This is a genomic window from Parabacteroides sp. PM6-13 (assembly GCF_029892605.1).
Taxonomy (GTDB): Bacteria; Bacteroidota; Bacteroidia; order Bacteroidales; family Tannerellaceae; genus QVMG01.
This window is the reverse complement of sequence record NZ_JARXWF010000015.1, coordinates 1-22,484: the sequence shown is the minus strand read 5'-3', so window position 1 is coordinate 22,484 and position 22,484 is coordinate 1. Positions and strand designations below refer to the sequence as shown.

Annotated in this window: 18 protein-coding genes and 1 tRNA gene; 13 read left to right on the top strand and 6 right to left on the bottom strand. The window is 46.6% G+C overall.

What is annotated here, in order from left to right; all coding sequences use genetic code 11:
* Nucleotide 1: 1 nt before the first annotated feature.
* The 3 genes from M2134_RS13320 to asnA all read right to left on the bottom strand — a co-directional run bounded on the left by M2134_RS13320 (nt 2) and on the right by asnA (nt 2,768).
* Entirely contained in the window at nt 2-910 is a 909-nt protein-coding gene (locus tag M2134_RS13320) for an AraC family transcriptional regulator (protein ID WP_280751547.1), read from the bottom strand.
* Nucleotides 911-933: 23 nt separating this feature from the next.
* Nucleotides 934-1,596, bottom strand: a complete 663-nt coding sequence (locus M2134_RS13315) for a uracil-DNA glycosylase (RefSeq protein ID WP_280751546.1) — start codon at nt 1,594-1,596, stop codon at nt 934-936.
* A 134-nt stretch (nt 1,597-1,730) separates the two neighbouring features.
* Nucleotides 1,731-2,768, bottom strand: coding sequence for an aspartate--ammonia ligase (asnA, locus tag M2134_RS13310; protein ID WP_280751545.1), 1,038 nt, complete (start codon nt 2,766-2,768; stop codon nt 1,731-1,733).
* A gap of 196 nt (nt 2,769-2,964) precedes the next feature.
* Here asnA and M2134_RS13305 point away from each other — a divergent pair.
* The 7 genes from M2134_RS13305 (at nt 2,965) to M2134_RS13275 (ending at nt 8,023) form a co-directional block, all read left to right on the top strand.
* Nucleotides 2,965-3,036: transfer RNA gene (locus tag M2134_RS13305), tRNA-Arg, on the top strand.
* Nucleotides 3,037-3,162: 126 nt separating this feature from the next.
* Nucleotides 3,163-3,735 (top strand): ORF6N domain-containing protein, encoded by a 573-nt coding sequence (locus M2134_RS13300; RefSeq protein ID WP_280751544.1) that lies wholly within the window; start codon nt 3,163-3,165, stop codon nt 3,733-3,735.
* 24 nt (nt 3,736-3,759) lie between these two features.
* Entirely contained in the window at nt 3,760-4,332 is a 573-nt protein-coding gene (locus M2134_RS13295) for an ORF6N domain-containing protein (protein ID WP_280751543.1), read from the top strand.
* Nucleotides 4,333-4,392: 60 nt separating this feature from the next.
* Nucleotides 4,393-4,728 carry a type II toxin-antitoxin system RelE/ParE family toxin gene (locus tag M2134_RS13290; RefSeq protein WP_280751542.1) on the top strand — a complete coding sequence of 112 codons (336 nt, stop codon included), beginning with the start codon at nt 4,393-4,395 and terminating at the stop codon, nt 4,726-4,728.
* A complete protein-coding gene (locus M2134_RS13285) occupies nt 4,712-5,014 on the top strand; it encodes a helix-turn-helix transcriptional regulator (RefSeq protein ID WP_280751541.1) in 303 nt (100 codons plus the stop codon). Before M2134_RS13290 ends, M2134_RS13285 begins: the two co-directional genes overlap by 17 nt.
* 31 nt (nt 5,015-5,045) lie before the next feature.
* Nucleotides 5,046-6,416: a DNA repair protein RadA gene (radA, locus tag M2134_RS13280; RefSeq protein ID WP_280751540.1), complete on the top strand. Its 1,371-nt coding sequence runs from the start codon at nt 5,046-5,048 to the stop codon at nt 6,414-6,416.
* Between the two features lie 20 nt (nt 6,417-6,436).
* A complete protein-coding gene (locus tag M2134_RS13275) occupies nt 6,437-8,023 on the top strand; it encodes an FAD-dependent protein (RefSeq protein ID WP_280751539.1) in 1,587 nt (528 codons plus the stop codon).
* Here M2134_RS13275 and M2134_RS13270 read toward each other — a convergent pair.
* The gene (locus M2134_RS13270; RefSeq protein ID WP_280751538.1) at nt 8,008-8,253 is read right to left on the bottom strand and encodes a hypothetical protein; all 246 of its coding nucleotides are present in this window, start codon (nt 8,251-8,253) and stop codon (nt 8,008-8,010) included. The two genes, M2134_RS13275 and M2134_RS13270, sit on opposite strands and share 16 nt — an antisense overlap.
* A 20-nt stretch (nt 8,254-8,273) precedes the next feature.
* Entirely contained in the window at nt 8,274-8,708 is a 435-nt protein-coding gene (locus M2134_RS13265) for a thioredoxin domain-containing protein (RefSeq protein ID WP_280751537.1), read from the bottom strand.
* Between the two features lie 219 nt (nt 8,709-8,927).
* Between M2134_RS13265 and M2134_RS13260 the strand changes: the two genes are divergently transcribed.
* On the top strand, nt 8,928-9,503 hold the full coding sequence (locus M2134_RS13260; protein WP_280751536.1) for an FKBP-type peptidyl-prolyl cis-trans isomerase: 576 nt from the start codon (nt 8,928-8,930) through the stop codon (nt 9,501-9,503).
* A gap of 102 nt (nt 9,504-9,605) precedes the next feature.
* Nucleotides 9,606-10,676: a chorismate synthase gene (gene aroC / locus M2134_RS13255; protein ID WP_280751535.1), complete on the top strand. Its 1,071-nt coding sequence runs from the start codon at nt 9,606-9,608 to the stop codon at nt 10,674-10,676.
* Here aroC and ccsA read toward each other — a convergent pair.
* A complete protein-coding gene (gene ccsA, locus M2134_RS13250) occupies nt 10,636-13,104 on the bottom strand; it encodes a cytochrome c biogenesis protein CcsA (RefSeq protein ID WP_280751534.1) in 2,469 nt (822 codons plus the stop codon). The genes aroC and ccsA overlap by 41 nt on opposite strands.
* Nucleotides 13,105-14,063: 959 nt before the next feature.
* On the opposite strand from ccsA, the gene M2134_RS13245 reads away from it, so the two are divergent.
* The 4 genes from M2134_RS13245 to M2134_RS13230 all read left to right on the top strand — a co-directional run bounded on the left by M2134_RS13245 (nt 14,064) and on the right by M2134_RS13230 (nt 21,975).
* Nucleotides 14,064-17,102: a fimbrial protein gene (locus M2134_RS13245; protein ID WP_280751533.1), complete on the top strand. Its 3,039-nt coding sequence runs from the start codon at nt 14,064-14,066 to the stop codon at nt 17,100-17,102.
* Between the two features lie 24 nt (nt 17,103-17,126).
* Nucleotides 17,127-18,896, top strand: coding sequence for a hypothetical protein (locus tag M2134_RS13240; RefSeq protein ID WP_280751532.1), 1,770 nt, complete (start codon nt 17,127-17,129; stop codon nt 18,894-18,896).
* A 64-nt stretch (nt 18,897-18,960) separates the two neighbouring features.
* A complete protein-coding gene (locus M2134_RS13235) occupies nt 18,961-20,757 on the top strand; it encodes an Mfa1 family fimbria major subunit (protein ID WP_280751531.1) in 1,797 nt (598 codons plus the stop codon).
* Nucleotides 20,758-20,979: 222 nt separating this feature from the next.
* Nucleotides 20,980-21,975 carry a FimB/Mfa2 family fimbrial subunit gene (locus M2134_RS13230; RefSeq protein ID WP_280751530.1) on the top strand — a complete coding sequence of 332 codons (996 nt, stop codon included), beginning with the start codon at nt 20,980-20,982 and terminating at the stop codon, nt 21,973-21,975.
* Nucleotides 21,976-22,484: the final 509 nt, after the last annotated feature.

The following is a 22,484-nucleotide window of genomic DNA, read 5'->3' as shown; positions in this document are numbered from 1 at the left end:
GTTACTCGCCAATCTTAGGCATATTGGTGTCCTGATAGCGCTTTCGGTACTCTTTGGGGGTGATTCCCATCTCCTTATGAAACGCGTTGGAGAAATGGAACGGATCATAGTAGTTTAGTCGGAAAGCAATCTCTTTGATTTTTAAGGTAGAGAATTGCAAATAGCTACAGGCGCGCTGAATCCTCAACTGGTTATAATACTCAACGGGGGAATAGGAGGTGCGCTGCGTAAACAGCGCGTTGAGATGCGAACTGGAGTAACCGACCGCTTCGGCGATATCTTCCAATGAGACCTTCTCTTCGAGGTGGTCTTTCATGTAAAGAATGGATTTTTGAATGATATCGCTCTCTTGCGGTTTTTTGATCTCCCGGTATTGCGACACATATTTGAGCGAAGCCAAAAAGTGCATCAGGCAAAAACTGATATACTCCAGGTTCTCCGGATTATAGCCCATGTCGAGGTTTTGATACATCTCATTGAACAGCGCCATGCGGTCTTGCTGCCGGCTTCGCTCCGCCTGTTCGATATGGATGAGTTTGCCCATGATAGACGAAAACATCACGCTGTTTTCCCCCAGGAAGTGTAGCCAATAAATGCTCCAGGGGTTCCGGGCATCCGCTCCGTAGGCATGCTTCGCACCGGCGGGGATAATAAAGTAACAGTTCTCTTTCAGCCGGTAACGCTCGCCCTCACATTCGACCCAACCCTCCCCTTTCTCACAATAGATAAAGAGGTTCTCCTTGGCACCCTCTTCCCGCACGCGATAGTGAGAGCGGGCATTCGGGTAATAGCCGATATGCGTCACATACAATTGTTTTGTGATCTCATTCGCTGCCTGGAAAGCCCTGACATTGTAGGGCGTCACAATCGCCTTCTCCCCCTTAAAACCATCCGCAAGCCTGTTTTCCATGATCCCATCAAACAGATTGAAGTTTACCAACGAATAGGTTCCTGGCCGGTAGCGATCAGGTAGTCGTTGGTGCGGGAGAAGGGCTTGCTACCGAAAAAGCCTCGGTAAGAAGAGAGAGGGGATGGGTGCGGCGATTTGAGTACCAGGTTACGGGAGGTATTGATAAACGCCCCTTTACGCTGTGCATAAGAGCCCCAAAGAATGTACACGATCTGTTCACGCTCTTCTGTGAGGCGATGAATCACGGCATCTGTAAAGGTTTCCCATCCTTTGTTCTGGTGCGACCCTGCCTGGTGGGCACGTACGGTTAAGGTGGCGTTCAACAGAAGCACACCTTGATCGGCCCAACGCATGAGATTTCCGGTGGGTGGCGGCGCAATGCCGAGATCATCCTGCAGTTCCTTAAATATATTTACTAATGAGGGGGGCGGATTCACGCCTTCCTGCACAGAGAAGCAGAGACCATGTGCCTGCCGGGGCTCATGATAGGGATCCTGTCCCAGGATGACCACCTTTACCTTCTCGAATGGGCAATGGGCAAACGCATTGAAGATAGCGGAGCCGGGAGGATATACCGTCGTTTGCCGATATTCTTCGCGCACAAAAGCAGTCAGCTGCCGGAAATAATCTTTTTCAAATTCCGGCACCAAACGTTCTTTCCAGCTCTGTTCGATCTTTACGTCCACAGTTATATAAATTGAAAGTTGAAAATTGAAAATTGAAAATTGAATTGTAAATCGCTTAGCGCAGCGTAAAGCAAAGTTAAAAATGGAAAGTTGCTACGTATTCCCATTTTCAATTTTCAACTTTCAATTTTCAATTAAATTAACGGCATTCCTGCCTCAGCGGCCTCCTTTCGCATATCGTCCGGCCAGATACTAGCCTGGATCTCACCCACATGCGCCTTGCGCAAATAGAACATACACAAACGGCTTTGCCCGATACCACCACCGATGCTGAGGGGTAGTTCATCGTTCAACAGGCGTTGATGGAAATAGAGCTCTTTGCGATCTTCTGCTCCACAGATCTTCAACTGGTGGAGCAATGCCTCTTTGTCAACACGAATACCCATCGAAGAGAGTTCCATAGAGCGTCCCAGGATATCGTCCCAGACCAATAGGTCGCCGTTTAATCCCGGCAATCCGTTCTCACCGATGGTCGACCAGTCGTCGTAGTCAGGTGCGCGTCCGTCATGCTTTTCTCCGTTGCTCAACAGACAACCGATCCCGATAATAAAGACCGCACCATACTCTTTCGCGATCGCGTCTTCACGCTCTTTCGGGGTGAAGTTCGGATATCTTTGATATAATTCTTCGGAATGAATGAAAAAGATCTCCTGCGGAAGGATCGGCTTGATGCGGGGAAACATCTCATACACAAGATATTCGGTGCGTACCATCGCCGCATAAATGCGCCGCACGATTTCTTTCAGAAAGTCCACCGTCCGTTCTTCCCGGCTCATCACACGCTCCCAGTCCCATTGATCGACATACAAGGAGTGTAAGTTACCCAATTCTTCGTCAGAGCGGATCGCGTTCATATCGGTATAAATGCCATACCCTTTCTCCACCTCATAGTCAGCCAGCGTCAGTCGCTTCCATTTGGCCAATGAGTGAACAATCTCTGCTCGGGCATCTTCTAAGTCTTTGATGGGAAAGCTCACAGCACGTTCGACACCGTTTAAGTCGTCGTTAATCCCTAATCCTTTTAAAACAAAAAGAGGCGCAGTTACACGACGCAACCGCAACTCGGAAGAGAGATTTTGCTGAAAGATATCCTTGATCTTTTTAATCCCCAATTCGGTCTGACACAGATTAAGCAGTGCTTTGTATCCGGCAGGTTTTATTAAATAGCTCATTTCTATTGTGCTTTGTCTATGTGCTTATGGCTGGCAAAGATAGCGATATATATCAAATTTGCAATCTAAAACACCGTATTTAACGCAAAAAGAAAGCAATCATAGGCGTGCAATGTACATTTTATCAAAATCGATTATTTCAGTTCTTCATTTGCGAAACTAAGAGAATATATGTACTTTTGCCCATCATTTATCCGCACCCATAGTTCAATGGATAGAATACTGGATTCCGGTTCCAGCGATTGGGGTTCGACTCCCCATGGGTGTACAAGCAACAAAAAAACGATAACTGACGACGGTCGGTTATCGTTTTTTTTGTATTTTGCACCCTATCTATTCCAATACGGTAAGGGAAGGAAGGAATAAAAGAAAGAACCGTTATAATCATAACCTTATGAAACTTATCTCAACACAAAATAATATATATGAAATACGAGGCTCTAAAGTAATGTTTGATTTTGATCTGGCAGATATGTATAGAGTGGAGACAAGGCGACTAAAGGAGCAGGTAAAGCGTAATCTCGAGAGGTTTCCTTCAGACTTTATGTTTCAACTGACTAAAGAGGAGTGGCAAGAGGTTATCGCAAATTGCGACAACCTCCCGGAAGGTGTTAAGTTTAGTCCAAGTCAACCATTTGCATTTACACAGGAAGGGGTGGCTATGCTATCTGGAGTATTGCGCTCTCCCGTTGCTGTTCAGGTAAATATAAGCATCATGCGTGCATTTGTCGCCGTGCGTAATGTATTGACCACGACCAAAGAAGAAAACATGCTACCGGCCTTAATCAATCGCATCAAAGCATTGGAAGAAGTCAGCGAAGAGACATTTACGGCCATAAACGACTTGTCGGAAGATACGCAGAAAGAGTTTGACGATATCTATATCGCATTGGCTGAATTGGCGGCAAAACACAAGCAGGAGAATAAACCCCGCAATCCGATCGGGTTTAGAAAACCGGAGGAATAAAAAAACTGTTATACTATTTATATCATGGAATTAGCACTTATACAAAGTAAGATATACGAAATCAGAGGCCAGCGGGTGATGCTGGACTTTGATCTGGCAGAAATGTACCAAGTAGAAACGAGAGTGCTTAATCAAGCGGTTAAGCGTAATATGAGGCGATTCCCTCCAGATTTTATGTTTCGGTTATCTCCGGAAGAATGGGAAGATATGTCATCACAATTTGTGACGACATATCCAAATAAAAGGCCCAAAACGGCTATGCCTTATGCCTTCACAGAACAGGGGCTAGCTATGCTGTCCGGACTTCTTAACAGTGAGATTGCCATAGACATGAACATTAAGATCATGCGTGCTTTTGTAGCAATGCGCAATGTGCTCACTTTCGCCAAAGAAGAAAACATGTTACCAGCCTTAATCGATCGCATCAAAACATTGGAAGAAATCAGCGAAGAGACATTAGCGGCCATAAACGACTTGTCGGAAGACACGCAGAAAGAGTTTGACGATATCTATATCGCATTGGCTGAATTGGCGGCAAAACATAAGCAAGCGAATAAGCCCCGCAATCCGATAGGGTTTAGGAAGTCGGAGAAGTAACCATATACTCCACAGTCTAAAAAAGTTGTCAAATAAAGAAACTTTTACTATATTTGCATTATGGATAACGAGAGGAAGATTTTATACTATAAACACTACTTTATAGAATTCTTTATGTCATTAGATGATGCTGCAAAGAAAAAAATCTCCTATGTTCTTGATATACTTAAAACTCAGCAAAGGGTAAACGCGAATTTTGTAAAGTCAATACGTGATGGTTTGTATGAGTTGAGAGCATCATCAAATGGCAATATTTATCGTGCGTTTTTTATCTTTGACGATGGCAATATAGTAATGCTATTTAACGGCTTTCAGAAAAAGACACAGAAAACACCCGATAGCGAAATAGAACAGGCACTGAAATTAAAAAATGAATATTATGCAAGTAAACCCTAACGTTGGAAGTATGGATGCCGTATTAGATAATTTGTATGGCAAGGTGGGCACTCCTGAACGAGAAGAATTTCGGAGAGAAGCGTATGCTTATTGCATGGGACAAATCATCTGTGAAGCAAGAAAGAAAGAGAAAATGACTCAAACTGAACTTGCTGATCGTATCGGTAGCAACAAATCTTATATTTCAAAAATAGAAAAGGGGATAGTAGAACCAGGCATAAGTACGTTTTGCCGGATTATTGAGGCTCTTGGTCTGAAAATAGAGATAGTAAAGCCTATTGCTTAACTAAACCCGGACGTTTAATTCCACCCGCATTATGGCAAAAACAAAATCAGTATATATATGCTCCGACTGTGGTGCCGATTCACCCAAATGGATTGGTAAATGTCCCGCTTGCGGAGCCTGGAACACCTATGTAGAAGAGCTGGTAACCAAAGAATCGGCTGCCAAACGTACAATTCCGGGCATTACCGATCAGGGGAAGGTCCGCCCTACCCTACTCCGTGATATTACGACGGAAGAAGAGGTGCGCATCGACCTGGGGGATGCGGAACTAAACCGTGTCCTGGGGGGCGGCCTGGTGAAAGGCTCCCTGGTATTGATCGGCGGCGAACCGGGCATTGGCAAATCTACCCTGGTATTGCAAACGGTATTAGGACTGAAGGGCTTAAAGACACTCTATGTATCGGGCGAAGAGAGCGGACGGCAATTGAAACTCCGTGCCGAACGCCTATCCAACGACGATACCGACTGCTATATTCTTCCCGAGACACAACTGGAGCAGATCTTTGTGCAGGCACAGAATATCCAACCGGACCTGATGATTGTCGATTCGATTCAGACTGTCTACACGGAAAGCGTTGAGTCATCGCCAGGCAGTGTCTCCCAAGTACGCGAATGTAGCGCCTCTATCCTAAAGTATGCCAAAGAGACCGGCGTACCGGTATTGCTTATTGGCCATATCAACAAAGAAGGCAGCATTGCCGGGCCCAAGGTATTAGAACATATCGTCGATACAGTGCTTCAGTTTGAAGGCGACCAACACTATATGTACCGCATCCTCCGCAGCATCAAGAACCGCTTCGGCAGCACAGCCGAACTGGGCATCTACGAAATGCGGCAAAACGGCCTGCGCCAGGTGAGTAACCCCTCCGAACTCCTACTGACACAGAATCATGAGGGATTGAGCGGAGTAGCCATTGCCGCCACGATCGAAGGCATTCGCCCTTTCCTGATCGAGACACAGGCATTGGTCAGCTCTGCCGTCTACGGCACACCTCAGCGTAGTGCTACCGGCTTTGACATCCGCCGCATGAACATGCTATTGGCCGTATTGGAGAAACGAGCCGGTTTCAAGTTGGGGCAAAAAGATGTCTTTCTCAATATTGCCGGCGGATTGCGGGTAAACGACCCGGCCATCGATATGGCAGTGATTAGCGCCATCCTCTCTTCCAGCCTGGATATCACCATAGAACCTGGCACCTGTCTGGCAGGCGAAGTCGGATTATCCGGCGAGATACGCCCGGTGAACCGCATCGAACAGCGCATCCTGGAAGCCGAGAAACTTGGCTTCGACCGGATTCTTATCCCGCATAACAACCTAAAAGGCTTCGATACCTCAAAGAGCAAAATCAAAATCATCCAGGTCAGAAAAGTAGAAGATGCCTTCCGACAATTATTTAGTTGATCAAAACAACAAATCCACCCATGATCAAAGAACTCCAACTACGCCTTCTGCCCGAAGAGGCAGTCAATGAACAGGCATTAAAACAGGTGGCTGCGCGTGAAACCGGTGAACAGCTATCTGCCATCACAGCCGTGCGTGTATTGAAGCGGTCTATCGATGCCCGGCAACGTACGATCTACCTCAACATAAAGTTGCGTCTGTTTATCAACGAACCACCCGAGGAGAATGAATATCCGGTGGTTGCCTATCCGGATGTGTCGCAAGAAAAGCCGGTCGTTGTGGTCGGCGCCGGACCGGGCGGGCTGTTTGCCGCCTTGCGATTGATCGAACTGGGCTTGCGCCCTATTGTGGTCGAACGCGGAAAAGATGTGCATAACCGTCGGAAAGACATTGCTTTGATCAGCCGGGAACATCAGGTAAACCCCGAATCGAACTATTCATTCGGCGAAGGGGGCGCCGGGGCTTTTTCGGATGGGAAACTCTATACCCGAAGCAAGAAACGGGGATCGGTAGATAAAATATTACAGGTGTTCTGCCAGCATGGCGCCAGCACCTCCATCCTGGCGGATGCTCATCCGCATATCGGCACAGACAAACTGCCGCGTGTCATCGAGAATATGCGCGAACAGATCATCCGCAGCGGCGGAGAGGTGCATTTTGAGACACGCATGGAGCGATTATTGATCGATAAAAAGCAAGTGATAGGCATCGAGACCCAACGGGGCGAGACCTTCCACGGCCCGGTGATTTTGGCCACCGGTCACTCCGCCCGCGATGTGTATAATTACCTATACGAGCAACAAATCCCCATAGAAGCCAAAGGCATTGCCGTCGGTGTCCGCCTGGAACACCCGCAGCAGCTGATCGATCAGATCCAGTATCACCGCAAAGAGGGCCGAGGCGACTATCTCCCGGCGGCGGAATACAGCTTCGTTGCCCAGGCTGACGGGCGCGGTGTCTATTCCTTTTGCATGTGTCCCGGTGGTTTTGTCGTGCCCGCCGCCAGTGGTCCCCGCCAGGTGGTAGTCAATGGTATGTCACCCTCCAACCGGGGTTCGCGCTGGGCCAACTCGGGCATGGTCGTCGAGATCCGACCGGAAGACTACCCGGCCCTGATGAAAGGAGAAAAGATGATCGTGCCACCCGACTCCCCTCTTGCCCTGATGGCTTTCCAGGAGCGCTTGGAAGAGCTTAACTGGCTGAACGGAGGACAGAAACAGATCGCTCCGGCACAACGCATGGAGGACTTTATCCGGAAAAAGAACTCTTTCGACCTACCGGATTCCTCCTATACGCCTGGATTGATCGCCTCTCCTTTGCACTTCTGGATGCCGACCTTTATCGCCTCACGCCTGCAGGATGGCTTCCGGCAGTTTGGGCGGAAAGCGCCCGGTTTCCTGACCAACGAGGCGTTGATGATCGGGGTAGAGACACGCACCTCTTCCCCCGTTCGTATCCTGCGCGACCGCGAGACCTGTCAGCACGTCACCCTACAAGGACTCTTCCCCTGCGGAGAGGGAGCCGGATATGCCGGGGGCATCGTCTCAGCAGCCATGGATGGCGAGAGCTGTGCCGAAGCGGTAGCTCAAGCCTATGCCGCGTTGTGAACGCCCTCCTTTTCCGTTTGCACGCTACGCGCCTCCTCTATGGCTGTCGCGATCAAGCCACCGACGAGTCCTCCTAAAAGGATATTCACCCAATTTTCGGAATACATATAATACATCCCCTGGTAACATCCGTAGAAGTACCAGTACAAATAACCTATCACACCGCCTAAGACCACACCTATCAGGGCCTTTCGATTGGCAGAGAAAAATTGCCCTATCAACCTCATCATACCTAAATCCTCCTCTCTCCTTAGCAGCGATTGATTATTTTCCGAATATTGTTTGCTGAAGAATGCCCCATGATACCGGCCTTTTCTTCGCCATTCTTAAAGATAAGTATGCTGGGCATACCCTTAACATGCGGGGAAAGGCGGCGGGCGTCCACCGATTCCATATCCACTTTGTAAAAACGAATCGAGTCTTTATACTCCTCCCGAACGCGAATCAGGTTTTGTTCCACCTCCAGACAGGTATCATTATCTTTGTGATAAAAAAGGACACAACTCATACCGGACGAGACCGCTTCCGCGAATTCATCCTCTGTCAACTGTTCCAGCTGCTCAGCTTGCGGAACCACATAATCACTGTTCTCTCTTGTTGCTCCTACAACATGGATACAGGCAAGAAACAGAATCAACGCGGTTGCCAAATGCCAAGGTTTAATTTTTAAGATTGTTTGTTCCATACTAAGGTTCTTTTCAAATTTGTTATTACTAATACCGAAGCAAAGATCTGCATAAAATAGGAAACAGATACCGTTCAAAAATCGACTTTATTGGTTAAAAAGTAAGATATGCATCTGTTTTTGAACGTTAAAACAGCTGGTAATTCCCTTTTTATGAGTCAAAATCCTTTCATTGGTATTATCTTTGCGTATTATATTCATCAAAAAGACAAACGAATAATGAAAATTTCAACAAGAAAATACGTGGCAGTCACTTATGACCTGAACGTAGGAGAAGAGGGCGAACAGGATTTGATGGAACGGGCTACCGTTGAAAATCCATTACAATTCATATACGGAATAGGCATGATGATCCCTGCCTTCGAAAAATCACTTAGCGGATTGGAAGTAGGCGCGGAATTCGATTTCACGATCCCTGCGGCAGACGCTTACGGCGAATACCAGGAAGATCATGTGATCGAGCTGCCCAAAGATATCTTTGTGGTGGATGGCAAATTCGATTCAGAAGCCATCAAAGAGGGCGAAACCGTGCCTATGATGGACAACGAAGGCAACCGCATGATGGGTTCCGTGTTGGAAGTACGCGAAGAGGTGGTTGTGATGGACTTCAATCATCCGTTGGCTGGCGAAACGCTGCATTTCACCGGTAAGGTGATCGACGTGCATGAGCCGACAGCCGAAGAGATTGCTGCATTGACTGCTCCGGCCGGTGGTTGCAACTGTGGCGACTGCGAAGGCGGCGACTGTGGCGACCATGGCCACAATGATGGTTGCGGATGCGGCGGATGCCACTAAAAACAATAGATAATTGAGAATGGATAATTGATAAGCAATCTGTTAAGTAAACGTTGTTTCTTAATTATCCATTTTCAATTCTCAATTCTCAATTAGAATAAGGTGAACACTTTCGGTACAATTTTTCGTCTTACGTCCTTCGGCGAGTCACATGGACCGGCCGTAGGAGGTGTTATTGATGGATGCCCGGCAGGCATTTCATTGAATATGGAAGCCATTCAGGCGGAGCTCAACCGCCGCCGTCCCGGCCAGTCGTCCATCACCACTCCCCGCAAGGAAGCGGATGAGGTGCAGTTTCTTTCCGGCCTCTACGAAGGGAAAACCACCGGTACGCCGATTGGTTTCCTGGTATGGAACGAGAACCAGCACTCTTCCGATTACGAAGAGATGAAGACGAAATACCGCCCGTCACATGCCGATTACACCTACGATCAGAAATACGGACTGCGCGATCCGCGGGGAGGAGGGCGATCCTCGGCACGCGAAACCATTGCGCGCATCGTAGCCGGTGCCATAGCCAAACAGATTCTTCAGCTAAAAGGCATCACCACCCTGGCCTACACCTCAGAGGTAGGCTCAATCAAACTCGATAAAACCTACCTGGATTACGATCTGAATAATATAGAAACCAACCCGGTTCGCTGCCCCGATCCAGCCAAAGCGGCTGAAATGGAAGCCCTAATCCACGAAATACGCGCCCAGGGAGACACGATCGGTGGCGTTATCTCCTGCGTGATCCAAGGCGTTCCTCCCGGATTGGGAGAGCCGGCATTTGGAAAACTGCATGCGGCGTTAGGCAACGCTATGTTGAGCATCAACGCCGCGAAAGGTTTTGAATACGGTGATGGATTCCAGGCCGGCCTCTATCGTGGCTCGGAGCATAACGACCTATTCTTTAATAATCAAGGGACAATCAGCACCCGTACGAATTACTCCGGAGGCATCCAGGGAGGCATCTCCAACGGAGAAGATATCTATTTCCGGGTTGCCTTCAAATCGGTAGCCACCATCCTGATGGAGCAGGAGACCGTAACAACAACCGGCGAAGATACCCTCCTCAAAGCACGAGGTCGCCACGACCCTTGCGTCCTGCCCAGAGCCGTGCCCATCGTCGAAGCCATGGCGGCTATGACTATATTGGATTATTGGTTGATGCAGAATAGTCGGCAGTAAACCATTTCTTATAGCGACGATAGGAGAAGATCGCCAGGAAAAGAACTACTCCTGCCGCGATATACAAATACATAAACAGGTGGTTTACACTATCGTTTTGCCCATACGAGTGCATCCCACTCAGGAAATAATTGACGCCGAAATAGGTCATCAATACAGAGGCAAACGAAAGCACCGACATCAGGTTGAATAGCCAGGCATTATCCCACCGCTTCACAAGCCGAAGATGAAGCGTGACGGCATAGACCACCATCGTGATCAATGCCCAGGTCTCCTTCGGATCCCATCCCCAGTAGCGCCCCCAGGACTCATTCGCCCAGACAGCGCCGAGGAATGTGCCGATCGTCATCAAGGCCAAACCAATCCATAAAGACATCTCATTGATAAGTGTCAGTTCCTTGATACGCAAGGACAAAAACGCTCTGTTCGTCTCTTTCAGGCAAAATATCATACCCTGGTTGGTCAGTCCAATCAGGCAGCTGATACCAAAGAAACCATAGGCTGCCACAATCACCGCCACATGAAACATCAGCCAGGGCGACTTCAACACCGGCACCAACGGATTGATCTCGGGATCCATCCAGTTCAAGCCGGAGACAAACAGGATAATACCCCCGAAAAGAGTCGCCAGGGCAAAGGTAAGCGGGCTTCGCCGGGCAAACAGAATACCGGCTAACACCGTGGCCCAGGCCACATATACCATCGTTTCGTAGGAATTACTCCAGGGAGCATAGCCGGAAATATACCCGCGCATCGCCATCCCACCCAAATGACACAGAAACACAAGGCCAACCGCCAGGCTCAACAGCCGCGTCACCCCCGTCAGCCACCTCCTTTGGCGGAACATACCGATAAAAGAGAACACCAACAGTAAACCACCCAACACAAGGTAGCCCTTTTTCGCTTTCGCAAAAATAGACAGTTGATTGTATTTGATCTCCATCTGAATCCGCCGGGGGTTCACCTCCTGCGCCGCACTCCTCTCCTGCTGATAAGCGGTCACCTGACCGACTACGTTATTGGCTCCCGCCCAATCGCCCGTCTGCAAAGCCGACTGTACCTCGCTGATATAATGGGGGATAATCCGGGCAACAAACAGCGAGTCCTCCCCTACCCAACCGGAAAGATCATCGCCGGGAGCATACCAGGTCTGACCCGGTTCATCGCTGCGGGGAAAAAGAGAGACAAATTGAAGGTTCAAAAGCTGACGGACAATATTAATCTTCTCGTCCAACTTCATCAGCTCCTTATCAAAAGCGGTTCGTTCGGCCGGCATCTTATGATAGGCCACTGCCAGGCGATCCTGAAATTTATACCTACCCGTATGGTCGAACGCCTCGATATAAGCAATTTCCCCTTTACTAAGTTTGTAAATCTCTGTCAGCTCATCGTTCGACACCACAATAAAAGGCACACGCATCCATCTGTCCGGCATCGCCCAGAGGCTGATCAGAAACTGATCCGAATTCATATTACCGATCGTTGCCGACTTATGCAGCTTCCGCAATATCTCCGACGAGAAGGTATTCATCGGCTGTATGCGTCCCTTGGAAGACTGGACCGGCAAGGCGCCAAACTTCTCAGCATGGGCGGGATCAATCGCATAACGCTGTACGGCATCGAGTACCGGATTGGGCATCTTCTTAGCCTCCGCGCCCATCAGGCTTATGCCTGTTAACAGGATGACGCATACGACTCTTGCCTCCGATCGCAAGGCCTTCAATCGACGGGTCAATTGCCTGAAACGGGAATGCCGGCCGGTAAAACAAAGTACAAAGCCTATCAATAAACAGCAATAACCGGTATAGGTGATCGAACGTCCCGCCACATCCCGGTTGACCGACAGGATCGTGCCCTTTTCATCGGCATCGTATGAAGCCTGAAAGAAACGATAGCCTTTCAGATCCAACACATTATTCATATAGACACGTGCCTTGCGGGTTTCCCCGTCTACATATAGGCGTAACTCGCTCTCATAAGACGAAGGACTGGTAGAACCCGGATAACGGGTGAGTGTAAACGTTAATAATTCCACCTCAAAAGGCAGACTACGGGCGTAGGTTCCGGCCGAGGTGTACACCATCAGCTGATCGCTCTTCTCCCCTTCCCGCAGATGCATCATCCCCTCTTCACCAAACAGATGAGAAACAAAAGCACCCAACAAAATCACCACGAACGAGAAATGCACCACAAGCATCCCCCATTTCTTTCGATTAAATAGTTTGTAACGAATGAGTACCGCCACAAAATTCACCACCAAGAGGAACTGAAGCAGAAAAAACAGCGGAGAATAATAAACCAGGTTCTTAGCCATCAGGGTGTCGAAATACTTTTCAATAAAAGTAGCCCCACCCAAACCAATGGCATAAATCACCAACAACACAATCGTAGTCGTATAAGAAGATAGTAGTCTCTCTATTTGTTTCATATTGAATCCCTTATTTTTCAGCGACGCAGGTAATAAGCTCCAAAAGTACTACTTTCACTTTGATTATGCTATCCCTCCACCCCATTTCCGAAAGAAGGGGGGGGGGAAGGGGGAGAAAGGAGAAGGGAGAAAGGAGAAAGGGAGAAGATGGGAAGGTTTGTGGGAAAGCACGCCGCAGGCGTGAGATTATGCATAACCGTATGCAAGCGCAGCGCAGCTTACGGTAGTGAATCATCTCTATAAAAAGCCCCGCATGGGGCGGGATTATGGCGGATCTCGCACCTGCGGCGCTTGATTGACAGGAAGTCGCTATACCGTAAGCTGCGCTACGCTTGCATACGGTTATGCATTATCTCACGCCTGCGGCGCGATCCCCACCTTCAATTCTTCCAAAATTGGAAGACACTTCCCCTTCCTCCTTCCCCTCCATTTTCAATTTTCAATTTTCAACTTTCAATTTCTTCAACTTTCCAATATTGGAAGAAACGACCTTAGCCTCCCCTTGGGGAGGTTGGAGGGCTGATCTTTCCCCTTTCAATTTCATGGAGCAAATAAGAAACAAAGCCTTAAAAACAACCGGAAGATGTTAAAATAAGTAAATATAAGCCCTGAAATAATAAAATCATGAAAAAAAATAATAATAAACAGGGTTTAGGCTGATCTCTTTGCAAAACTTGCCTATCTTTGCCACGACTGTTTGAAGCAACTATAGAAAGGGTAAGACACGACAGAATGGTAGTCTGTCTTTTAGTTGTTATTTGCGCCAAGTTCTTCGTATAGATAGAGTCAAGAATTCACATCGTTTGATGTAGCCATTACTATCTCGACATATCCAATCCAGCATAAACAGTTAGATTTTATTACGTGAACGATGCGCGCGTTAGTTGTGAAAAACAGCCTGTGTGTGTATAACATTCATATGACCGCCTCGGCGATTCATATGATATGAAAGAGGGTGTATGTATAAAGAGGGGTTTAGAACTTGTTTGTCGAAAGACAATGGGGTGTTTTCTTTGTGCCGTTATTTGCCAACAACAAACAAAGAGACCGTTAAAAATAATATATTATTATTCCTATTGGCACTTCTGCCAATGGTCACTTCTTGTGTAGATGAATATGAAGTGGCTGAGGAAGATTCCTATCTCGAAATACAGGCAAGTCTGACCAAGTCGAATATCAATCAAGAAGATAATTTGGACACAACGGTTGAAAGCATACGTGTGATGGTTTTCAATCAAACGGATTTGTGTGTTAGTAATCAGCTTTATGCGATAAGCCCGAGCGACACGGACGGAATCATCAAACATAAAATCAATAAAGGTGCTTATCACCGGTTTGTTTTTGTCGCCAACGAGCCCAGCTCATTGGCAGATATCGCTACCTATGGTCAGCTGCAAGCAAAGGCATTCCCTTCTTCCGCTTTCAATGCGACCACAGCCATCCCTATGATTAAGGAAATACATCGTACGATAACGATTCCCTCCACAGCGGAGCAAGATAACCCATTGAAAGTTTACTTAGATCGGATGGCCGTTAAGTTGGATCTTACATTTACAGCCGATCGGGATCTATCAAACGATTTCAATGGGGTGGTTCTCACTAACCTCCCCGACAAAGTACCTCTCTATCCGGAAGCTTACTCCGGTTCGATCAGTTGGGGAACGATAAGCTCATACACGATTGCGAAAACGGCTTTTGCGGAAACGACTCCTTCGAGCGAACACGTATGGAAAGCGGTATTGGCGGAAAACACACGTATCATTATCCCTTCCAATCCACTTAAATCAGCTGATTATCAAAATAAAGACAAAGCAGTGGGATTAACGGTTAAAATGGATAAGGCAGGTATAACCAATAACGACCGCTATACCTGGCTACGACCTCAAAAGGATAAAGAGACAGAAACAGAGATCAACAACTACGCGCTCCCTCATAACGGAGCCTTAGAGCTGATTGGTAATATCAGCGAATCACTCGAATTAAATATCATAGCCTCCGATTGGGTCGAAGGCGGTGCTGAGTGGACTATCGGTGGTGATAAAATATTGAATGTGTCGCATACCGAGGTGAATATGACCGATTTGAACGGAGTAAGAGTCTCTTTTTACTCCAATATGCCATGCGTAAAAGTGATGCCTACTGTCTTAAAAAATGGATCAACAGAATTGGAAACCAATGTGGTATTTAATGATTTGGCAACTGCCGATGGAACCAATACGACTACTCGATTTCATTTTGACCCGGAAACCGGATCCGGATATATGGATATACTTGCAGATGGAGGTAGATCTGAAACCCTTTCTAATCCGATACTTGACTATGAAAACAGTACTTCACAAACAGGTACCTATACATTAACTTTATTGGGAGAGGATACTTCCGGAGCAACAGGGACACAGATTAAGAGAACAATCACTGTTAACCTTACGCAAAACGGATTACGTTTTGCAAATGCGGAATGGAAAGGACAAGATCAGTACTTGGGTGTGTTTTACAGGAATAACCAAAAAGGTGAACGTATCATCACCGGACAACATTATTTGGATAAGGAATGGACTGCTACGGCAAACAATGATTTTATTATTCTTAGTTCTCTTCCGAGTTACGATCCCGGAGTGGGAACGAATAATCCCGGAGATGCCGAGAAGTACCCAGTTAATCCCGGCAACTCTGTATCAGGAAAGGGGCGAATCTATTTTCGAATAGGATTGACTTCAGAGAATCCTGGCGCTTCTCAGGGAAAACCCCGGTATGGAACGGTTTCGTTGCGGTGTTGGGTGCGTTCAGGTGATGGTCCTAGGCAAATTACCCAAACGATATATGTACGTCAGGGAGAGGAGCCCGATTATCTGTTTGAACCGACTGAGACTATTGGAACGCTCTCTTCTATTGATGCCAAGTATCAGCCATTGAGTGGAAATTCTCGAACAGCGGCAGCGAAGTTTAGTCCTTACAACTTAACAGCCGCAGGGTTTAAAGAAAATACCCCTCCTGCTTTTGTGCAATTAGGTGTTAAAGGGGGAGACTTTGTTGACTATCCATCACAAGGAGGTGCTTTTTTCCAGTGGGGATTACGATTATATGATGACGAGGCTTTCACCGCTGCCATTGAACCTTTTTATAGACGTGCTTTTAACCCGGTGGGGGAGGTGAAAAATTCGACTGCATGGATAAGTGGCAAAGGGTACAATAAAGGGATTTTGGCACCAACCGGTTTGCCCGCTAAATGGTATGTCAGATGGGATGCTTCGCTTGAAGGTTCAACCCAAAAGCACAAAGATGTTTTTGAAACTTGTCCTGAAGGATATCGTCGTCCAACGGATGGTATTACAAATGATATTTCATATAATGGACCGACTCCTACAGCCAATTTAGACCTTTCTGAAACTCAAGACTATAGAGCACAAATTGCAAATTCTGAATACAGAGTATCTCTCTTTACCTATCCTTTTTCAGGCGATGCCAATTCAAATGCGGATTCTACTACAATATGGAATCCCCTCAGTACTGAAGTAATAAATTCCGGTCCTGGGACATATCCGTCAGGTGATACGAATGGTAACTATGCAAGAAAAGCAATACATAATACGTATCGTACATTCTATGCCGATGGTTTTTTTGATCGCAGACCAATCCAAAAGACTCAAAGTGGATATGGCGTTGATGTTAAATCTCCCCAAATAGCCTATAGAGGTCTTATGTTTGTGAATCCAACTACAAAAGCGTCACTGTTCTTCCCTTCAGCCGGGCGAATCACTAACGACTGGGCAGATTTTCAAGGAAGAGGAAGTACGGGGTATTATTGGAGTTCATCGGTAGGTCCGATACGTGATGGTGATAACTATCAGAGAACAATTACTAATTCACAAAATAAGACTATTACTGCTGACAGGCGAATTTCGACTGGCGCTTGGTGTATGGAAATACAGTATGACCATCTCCTTTTCATAAACTCATACTCTGATTTCGGATATTCAATCCGTTGTGTCAAAGAATAAAAAGAATAAAAAGAACAAAAAGACGTGAAACACCTATTTCTACATATCATGCAATCGTTCGTAGTGATGCTTCTTGTGTTACTGCCGGCCTGTCATGTGGAAGAGGAGCTGGTACCGGCAGAAGCAGCTGCTGAAAGGATACAAGTGGAACTTTTTGCCCGTATCAGCGATTATACGGTTCCGCACACAAAAGCCGAAGAGGGAATTCAGACAGATGCGAACCTACCCATTGTTATAGTCTATAAAGGGAGTGACGATAACGCTGTTTTTGTAGAAGCGGCACAGGCAACACGAACTACCAATAACCGCTTCCTGGTTGTATTGGAAAAACAGACATCTACCTGTCAGTTGCTTATTCTGGCAAATCCCGAAGCGTCGTTCTATAAGGGAGATACAGAAGAAACGGTTGCTTTTACCACCGCCAATATAAAGAGTTGGCTGGGTGGAACTTCTCCCAAATCATTGGGCTTCACGAAAAGCAATCTGTATAGTATACCGCTAAATAGTCCGCAGACGACTATTCCTTTTGCCGGAAAATATCTGCCGATGTGCGCGCAGTTTACTACACCTTCAACCGGGATTACGAAAGACCTGAAGATTGATAATGATGGCTCTGCTATATCACTCACCCGCAATACCGCGAAGGTGATTCTTGAGAATGAGGCTCCCAACTTCGAGCTCTATGGCATCACCCAGGTGAGAAACGCGCCGCGATATGGCTATTGGTATGCCCAGGCATCGCTGCCAACGTGGAACGGAGAAACGGATAAACTGACTCACTATACGACTACAGGTAATATAGCAAACGTGAATTCGTCATCCGACCAAACGACTACGCCAATTTACCTGTTCGAATCGGCCAAAGAGAATAAAACTCATTTGATTATCAAGGGCACCTATCAGGGGAATGATTATTATTATAAGATGGCTATTGTGGGGAATACTTCTCCTCCGGCACAGATTGATTTATTGCGTAACTATGCATATACCTTTACGATCACGAAAGTGTATGGTACGGGACATCGCTATTTGACAGATGCGATCAACGCGCCGGAATTCAATAATGATCTTGTTGATGTGACGCTTACGGTTACTGATGTCTCGGCGTATGAAACAACCGCTTTCGATGATTACTACCTCTCGGTCAGTAATTCCATCTATATGGGATTTGGTAATAATACTACGGATGAATATGAGATCTGTTCGATCGTTTTAGGGGGGGCTACCCTGCCAACGAACAGACAGATTGTGCTGCCCAGTGGATTGTCCCTTGTGGGAGAAAATAGTATCTCAGCCAATAGAAGTGTGAAAGTGAAATTCGCGGAATCTTTCACATCCGGTGAGATCACCCTTAAGTATGGTAATTTTCAAAAGAAGATCACTGTGATGAGAAATACTCTTCCTTCTCATTCCGGTATCTTAGACGGTGATGGGAAAAAGGTCTATTACCTCTATAAATGGGATAAAGCTGGAGGCAACTGGCAGAACTTTGGTCAATATCTGGTGGGAGGAATGGTGGAGAACCCTACCGGGGATGACTACTGGATCCAATTGTCACCGGATGGTGGAAAACCGACCGGAGACGGATCAGCAACCATACCTCCTCTTCCGGGATCACTCCGGAACGATAAGTATAACATAAGCGTATCAGACGGTATGATTCAGATACATGTATCAAATGGGAGCGGGAGAACAGGCGCGGCATATCTTATGACCGGGAAAAACCCGGGATATACCAGTCCGAATGTCTATACCCAATACACCCGGCGTATCAAGGTCGAGTTTGTGCAGTAAAAAAAGAGATAAATAATATAGAAATGAGAATAAGAACGATGTATAACTATTTTAAATTAAAAAAATGAAAAAGAGAAATTTATTTGCTTTAGCCGCAGCAACAATGTTGTTCGCAGCTTGTAGTGATGATCTTCCGAATGGGGAAGGTGGTAACGGCCTGGAAGGAGATGCATGGCTGTCGTTGAATATCAGCCCGAGCATGACTCGTGCGATTAACAATCCGGACCAAGAAATTGGGAAAGCGGACGAATCAAAAGTGAACTCGATAAAGGTGGTTCTGTTTGACGATTTCGCCTCTACTGCTTTTGTGACCAATGTGGTGGATTTGACATTACTGGAGGATGAAACTGATTGGCTTACAAAAACAAATGCCTTTAAGGTAAGCAAAAACGCAAAATCTATTTTGGTTATTGTAAACCCGTCCTCCAAACTGCCCACGATTACGGCGGGAGTATCGACTTTTTCATCTGTGAATCAGGCGATTTCCGCGACGGTTGCTAATGTTACGCAACAAACAAAAGATGAGACGACAACAACAAACAACTTTATGATGACAAACGCCTCCGGATTCTTGGAGCCGAACACCTATGCTTCTGACGGAACAGTAACTAACGGGGATATCCAAGACAATACAAAAGCGACAGCAGCTGCCGCAGAAGCTGCAGATGCACGCTTAAGCATCGTGGTAGACCGCGTTGTGGCTAAAGTACGATTGTATAATAATGCTACTTCTCCGGAAAATGTAGATACCCCATCAGATGATAGTGGTATAAAAATCACATTCGTTGAAAATAGCGTACAATGGGGATTGAATATCACCAATAAGAAATTCTATCCTATGTCTGAACGTACTAAAACAGAACTGAATACTGATATTTGGTCCGCTACGCCTTATAAGCAAGGTTCATATAGAAAAGACCCGAACTACGATGACGCGAATCAGTCCGTTATTGCGTATAATAGTGGTGCTCTTGTATATACGGATCTCTATAAAGCCAATTATAATTTTGTGGATGCCTCTGTTAGTAGTAATTCTTTTGCTATTGACTGGAAAAGTCCGACAAATGTAACTAGCGGAAGTGCTGGAGGCGCTGAAACTCCTTCAGCAAATATAAAAACTAATGTAGAATATTGCTTAGAAAACACCCAGGCTGCTAAATTTAATTATCATGCCTATACAACCCAAGCCGTATTAAAGGCTACTGTTTATCCAAGTCATTTCAAATTAGCCGAGCTCAAAGATGGAAGCTATTATCAAGCAGCTGGTAGTAATCCTACATACGACTGGATCAAAATCGCCAATGGGTATTATACGATGGCAACGCTGGGAGATTGGATAAAAAAAGAACTAACACTCTTTTATTCAGACGGAACTGTTGGTGCTCTTTACACGGCATTTAATGATTACCTGGGGTATTTAGAAGGTAAAAACGTTACTGGAGTTGAGAAAGTATCTATTCCCGCATTTGAAGAGGGTGATGTAGCTGCGGACAAAGCCGCAACTGTTGCTGCTTCCTTTAATGCTACTGCTCTTGTTAACGCCCTCAAAGCACACGGAGGAGATTCATATGGAAATGTGACCTACTATGCAGCAGGCGTAAGCTATTACAAAATCATGATCAAGCATGATGATGACACTCCCACAGGCGGAGGAACAGGTTCTAACGTAAATGCTTTAGGAGAATTTGGTGTGGTTCGTAACTCCGTGTATGATATTCATATTGGTTCTATAAATAGCCCGGGATATCCGATTGTTCCGAAACCGGATCCGGAAACGCCTGATGAAGAATCAGACAAATACCTGGCCGTTCAGATCACCATCAACCCCTGGACCTGGTACACCCAGACAGAAAATCTTTAATTATTTCTTAGTTTCATAAGCCCCAAAGGGTTTTTGTTGTGGGGGATTCTTTTCCCCCACAACATCTTTTTCAAACAAAAAAAATAGTCGTTTCCGGAACGCTAACATCCGGGATAATAATTGATGGAATCCGCATGCCGGATACTATCCACCGAAATAGAAAATAACAAAGGGGTGACTCAAAGGTGCTTTCGGGTCACTCCCTGATGAAAATATACATGAATGAGACAAATAGCTGTTTTATTTTCCAAACTCCTGCCGGCGCTGTTGGCACTGGCTCTCCTGCCGGTCTCTTGCATCGAGGAGGATCTGCCCTCCTGCCGGCTCTACCTGGCGTTTACCTATGACTATAATATGTTGTATGCCGATGCTTTTCATACGCAGGTAGACAAGGTCGATCTCTATGTGTTCGACGAGGCGGGGCGTTTCCTTTTCCAACAATCCGACGAGGGGGCGGCACTGGCAACCGGTGACTACCGCATGGCGTTGGCTATTCGCCCGGGCGACTACAAGGTGATGGCCTGGGGAGGGGCACGCGACTCCTACAACCGTCCCGAGATGGTGGCGGGGCAGTCGACCCTGACCGATATGGAATTGTTTGTGAAACGTGAAGCCTCGCGCGTGATCGACAAAGAACTGGAGCCCTTATGGTATGGCGAGATACGCGATATCCATTTCACCGGCAAGGCACATCAGACCGATACGGTGAACCTGATCAAAGACACGAATAAGGTGCGTTTTGTGTTTAACGGCGTGACACCCGAATGGAAGATCAACGTAGCGGACTACACCTACGAACTGATCGAATCGAACGGTTACCTCAACTACGACAACACATTGCGTGAAGACGAGACACTGAGCTACCGCCCCTATTTTATGGAGGCGATCGACAACGGAGGCATGGTGGAACTGAACACCCTGCGACTGATGGCGGATCGGAAGACCCGTTTTATCGTGACCCACAAAAACACCGGCAAGGTGGTGTTCGATATCAACCTGACCCAGTTCCTGCTCTGGACCGCCATGGAACAGCCCCGCATGGGCAAGCAGGAATACCTGGACCGCGAAGATGAATATAAAATCGTCTTCCTCTTTGGAGGTAACACACCCGATCCCGGACCCGGCCCCGATCCGGGCGAAGGCGGTGAATGGCTCGCCGTACAGATCAATATCAACGGATGGACTTGGTATATTCAGGAAGAGAATCCTGGGTTATAAACGGGGGGAGAGCTATGTGCTTACCCCTCATAGGGGTATATATAAAAAATTAAAGGCTGTCTCACGACAACCCCTAACCAATTTTGTTAACCTTAAATCTAATACTATTATGAAAAAACCACGATACAAAAGTAAGGGGTTTGATCCCACCCGCCTAATATTTTCCACTAAAGAATGTTATTCGACTGGTAATAAAATTTAAAACGTCGAAATCCCCAAAAGCAAAGTGTAAGCAAAAACCCCATTTTGCTTTACAATATGATACGTTAAAAAGTGTTACTCCTGCGGGTAATTTAAAATACCCCTGCGTTTACGGAAAAAAAGCCGGGCGAATTTGACAAAATGTCAAATAAGGAGAAAGGGGGGAAAGGAGAAAGGAGAAAGGGGGAAAGGGAGAGAGAAAGGAGAAAGGGGGAAAGGGAGAAGATGGGAAGGTTTGTGGGAAAGCACGCCGCAGGCGTGAGATTATGCATAACCGTATGCAAGCGTAGCGCAGCTTACGGTAGTGA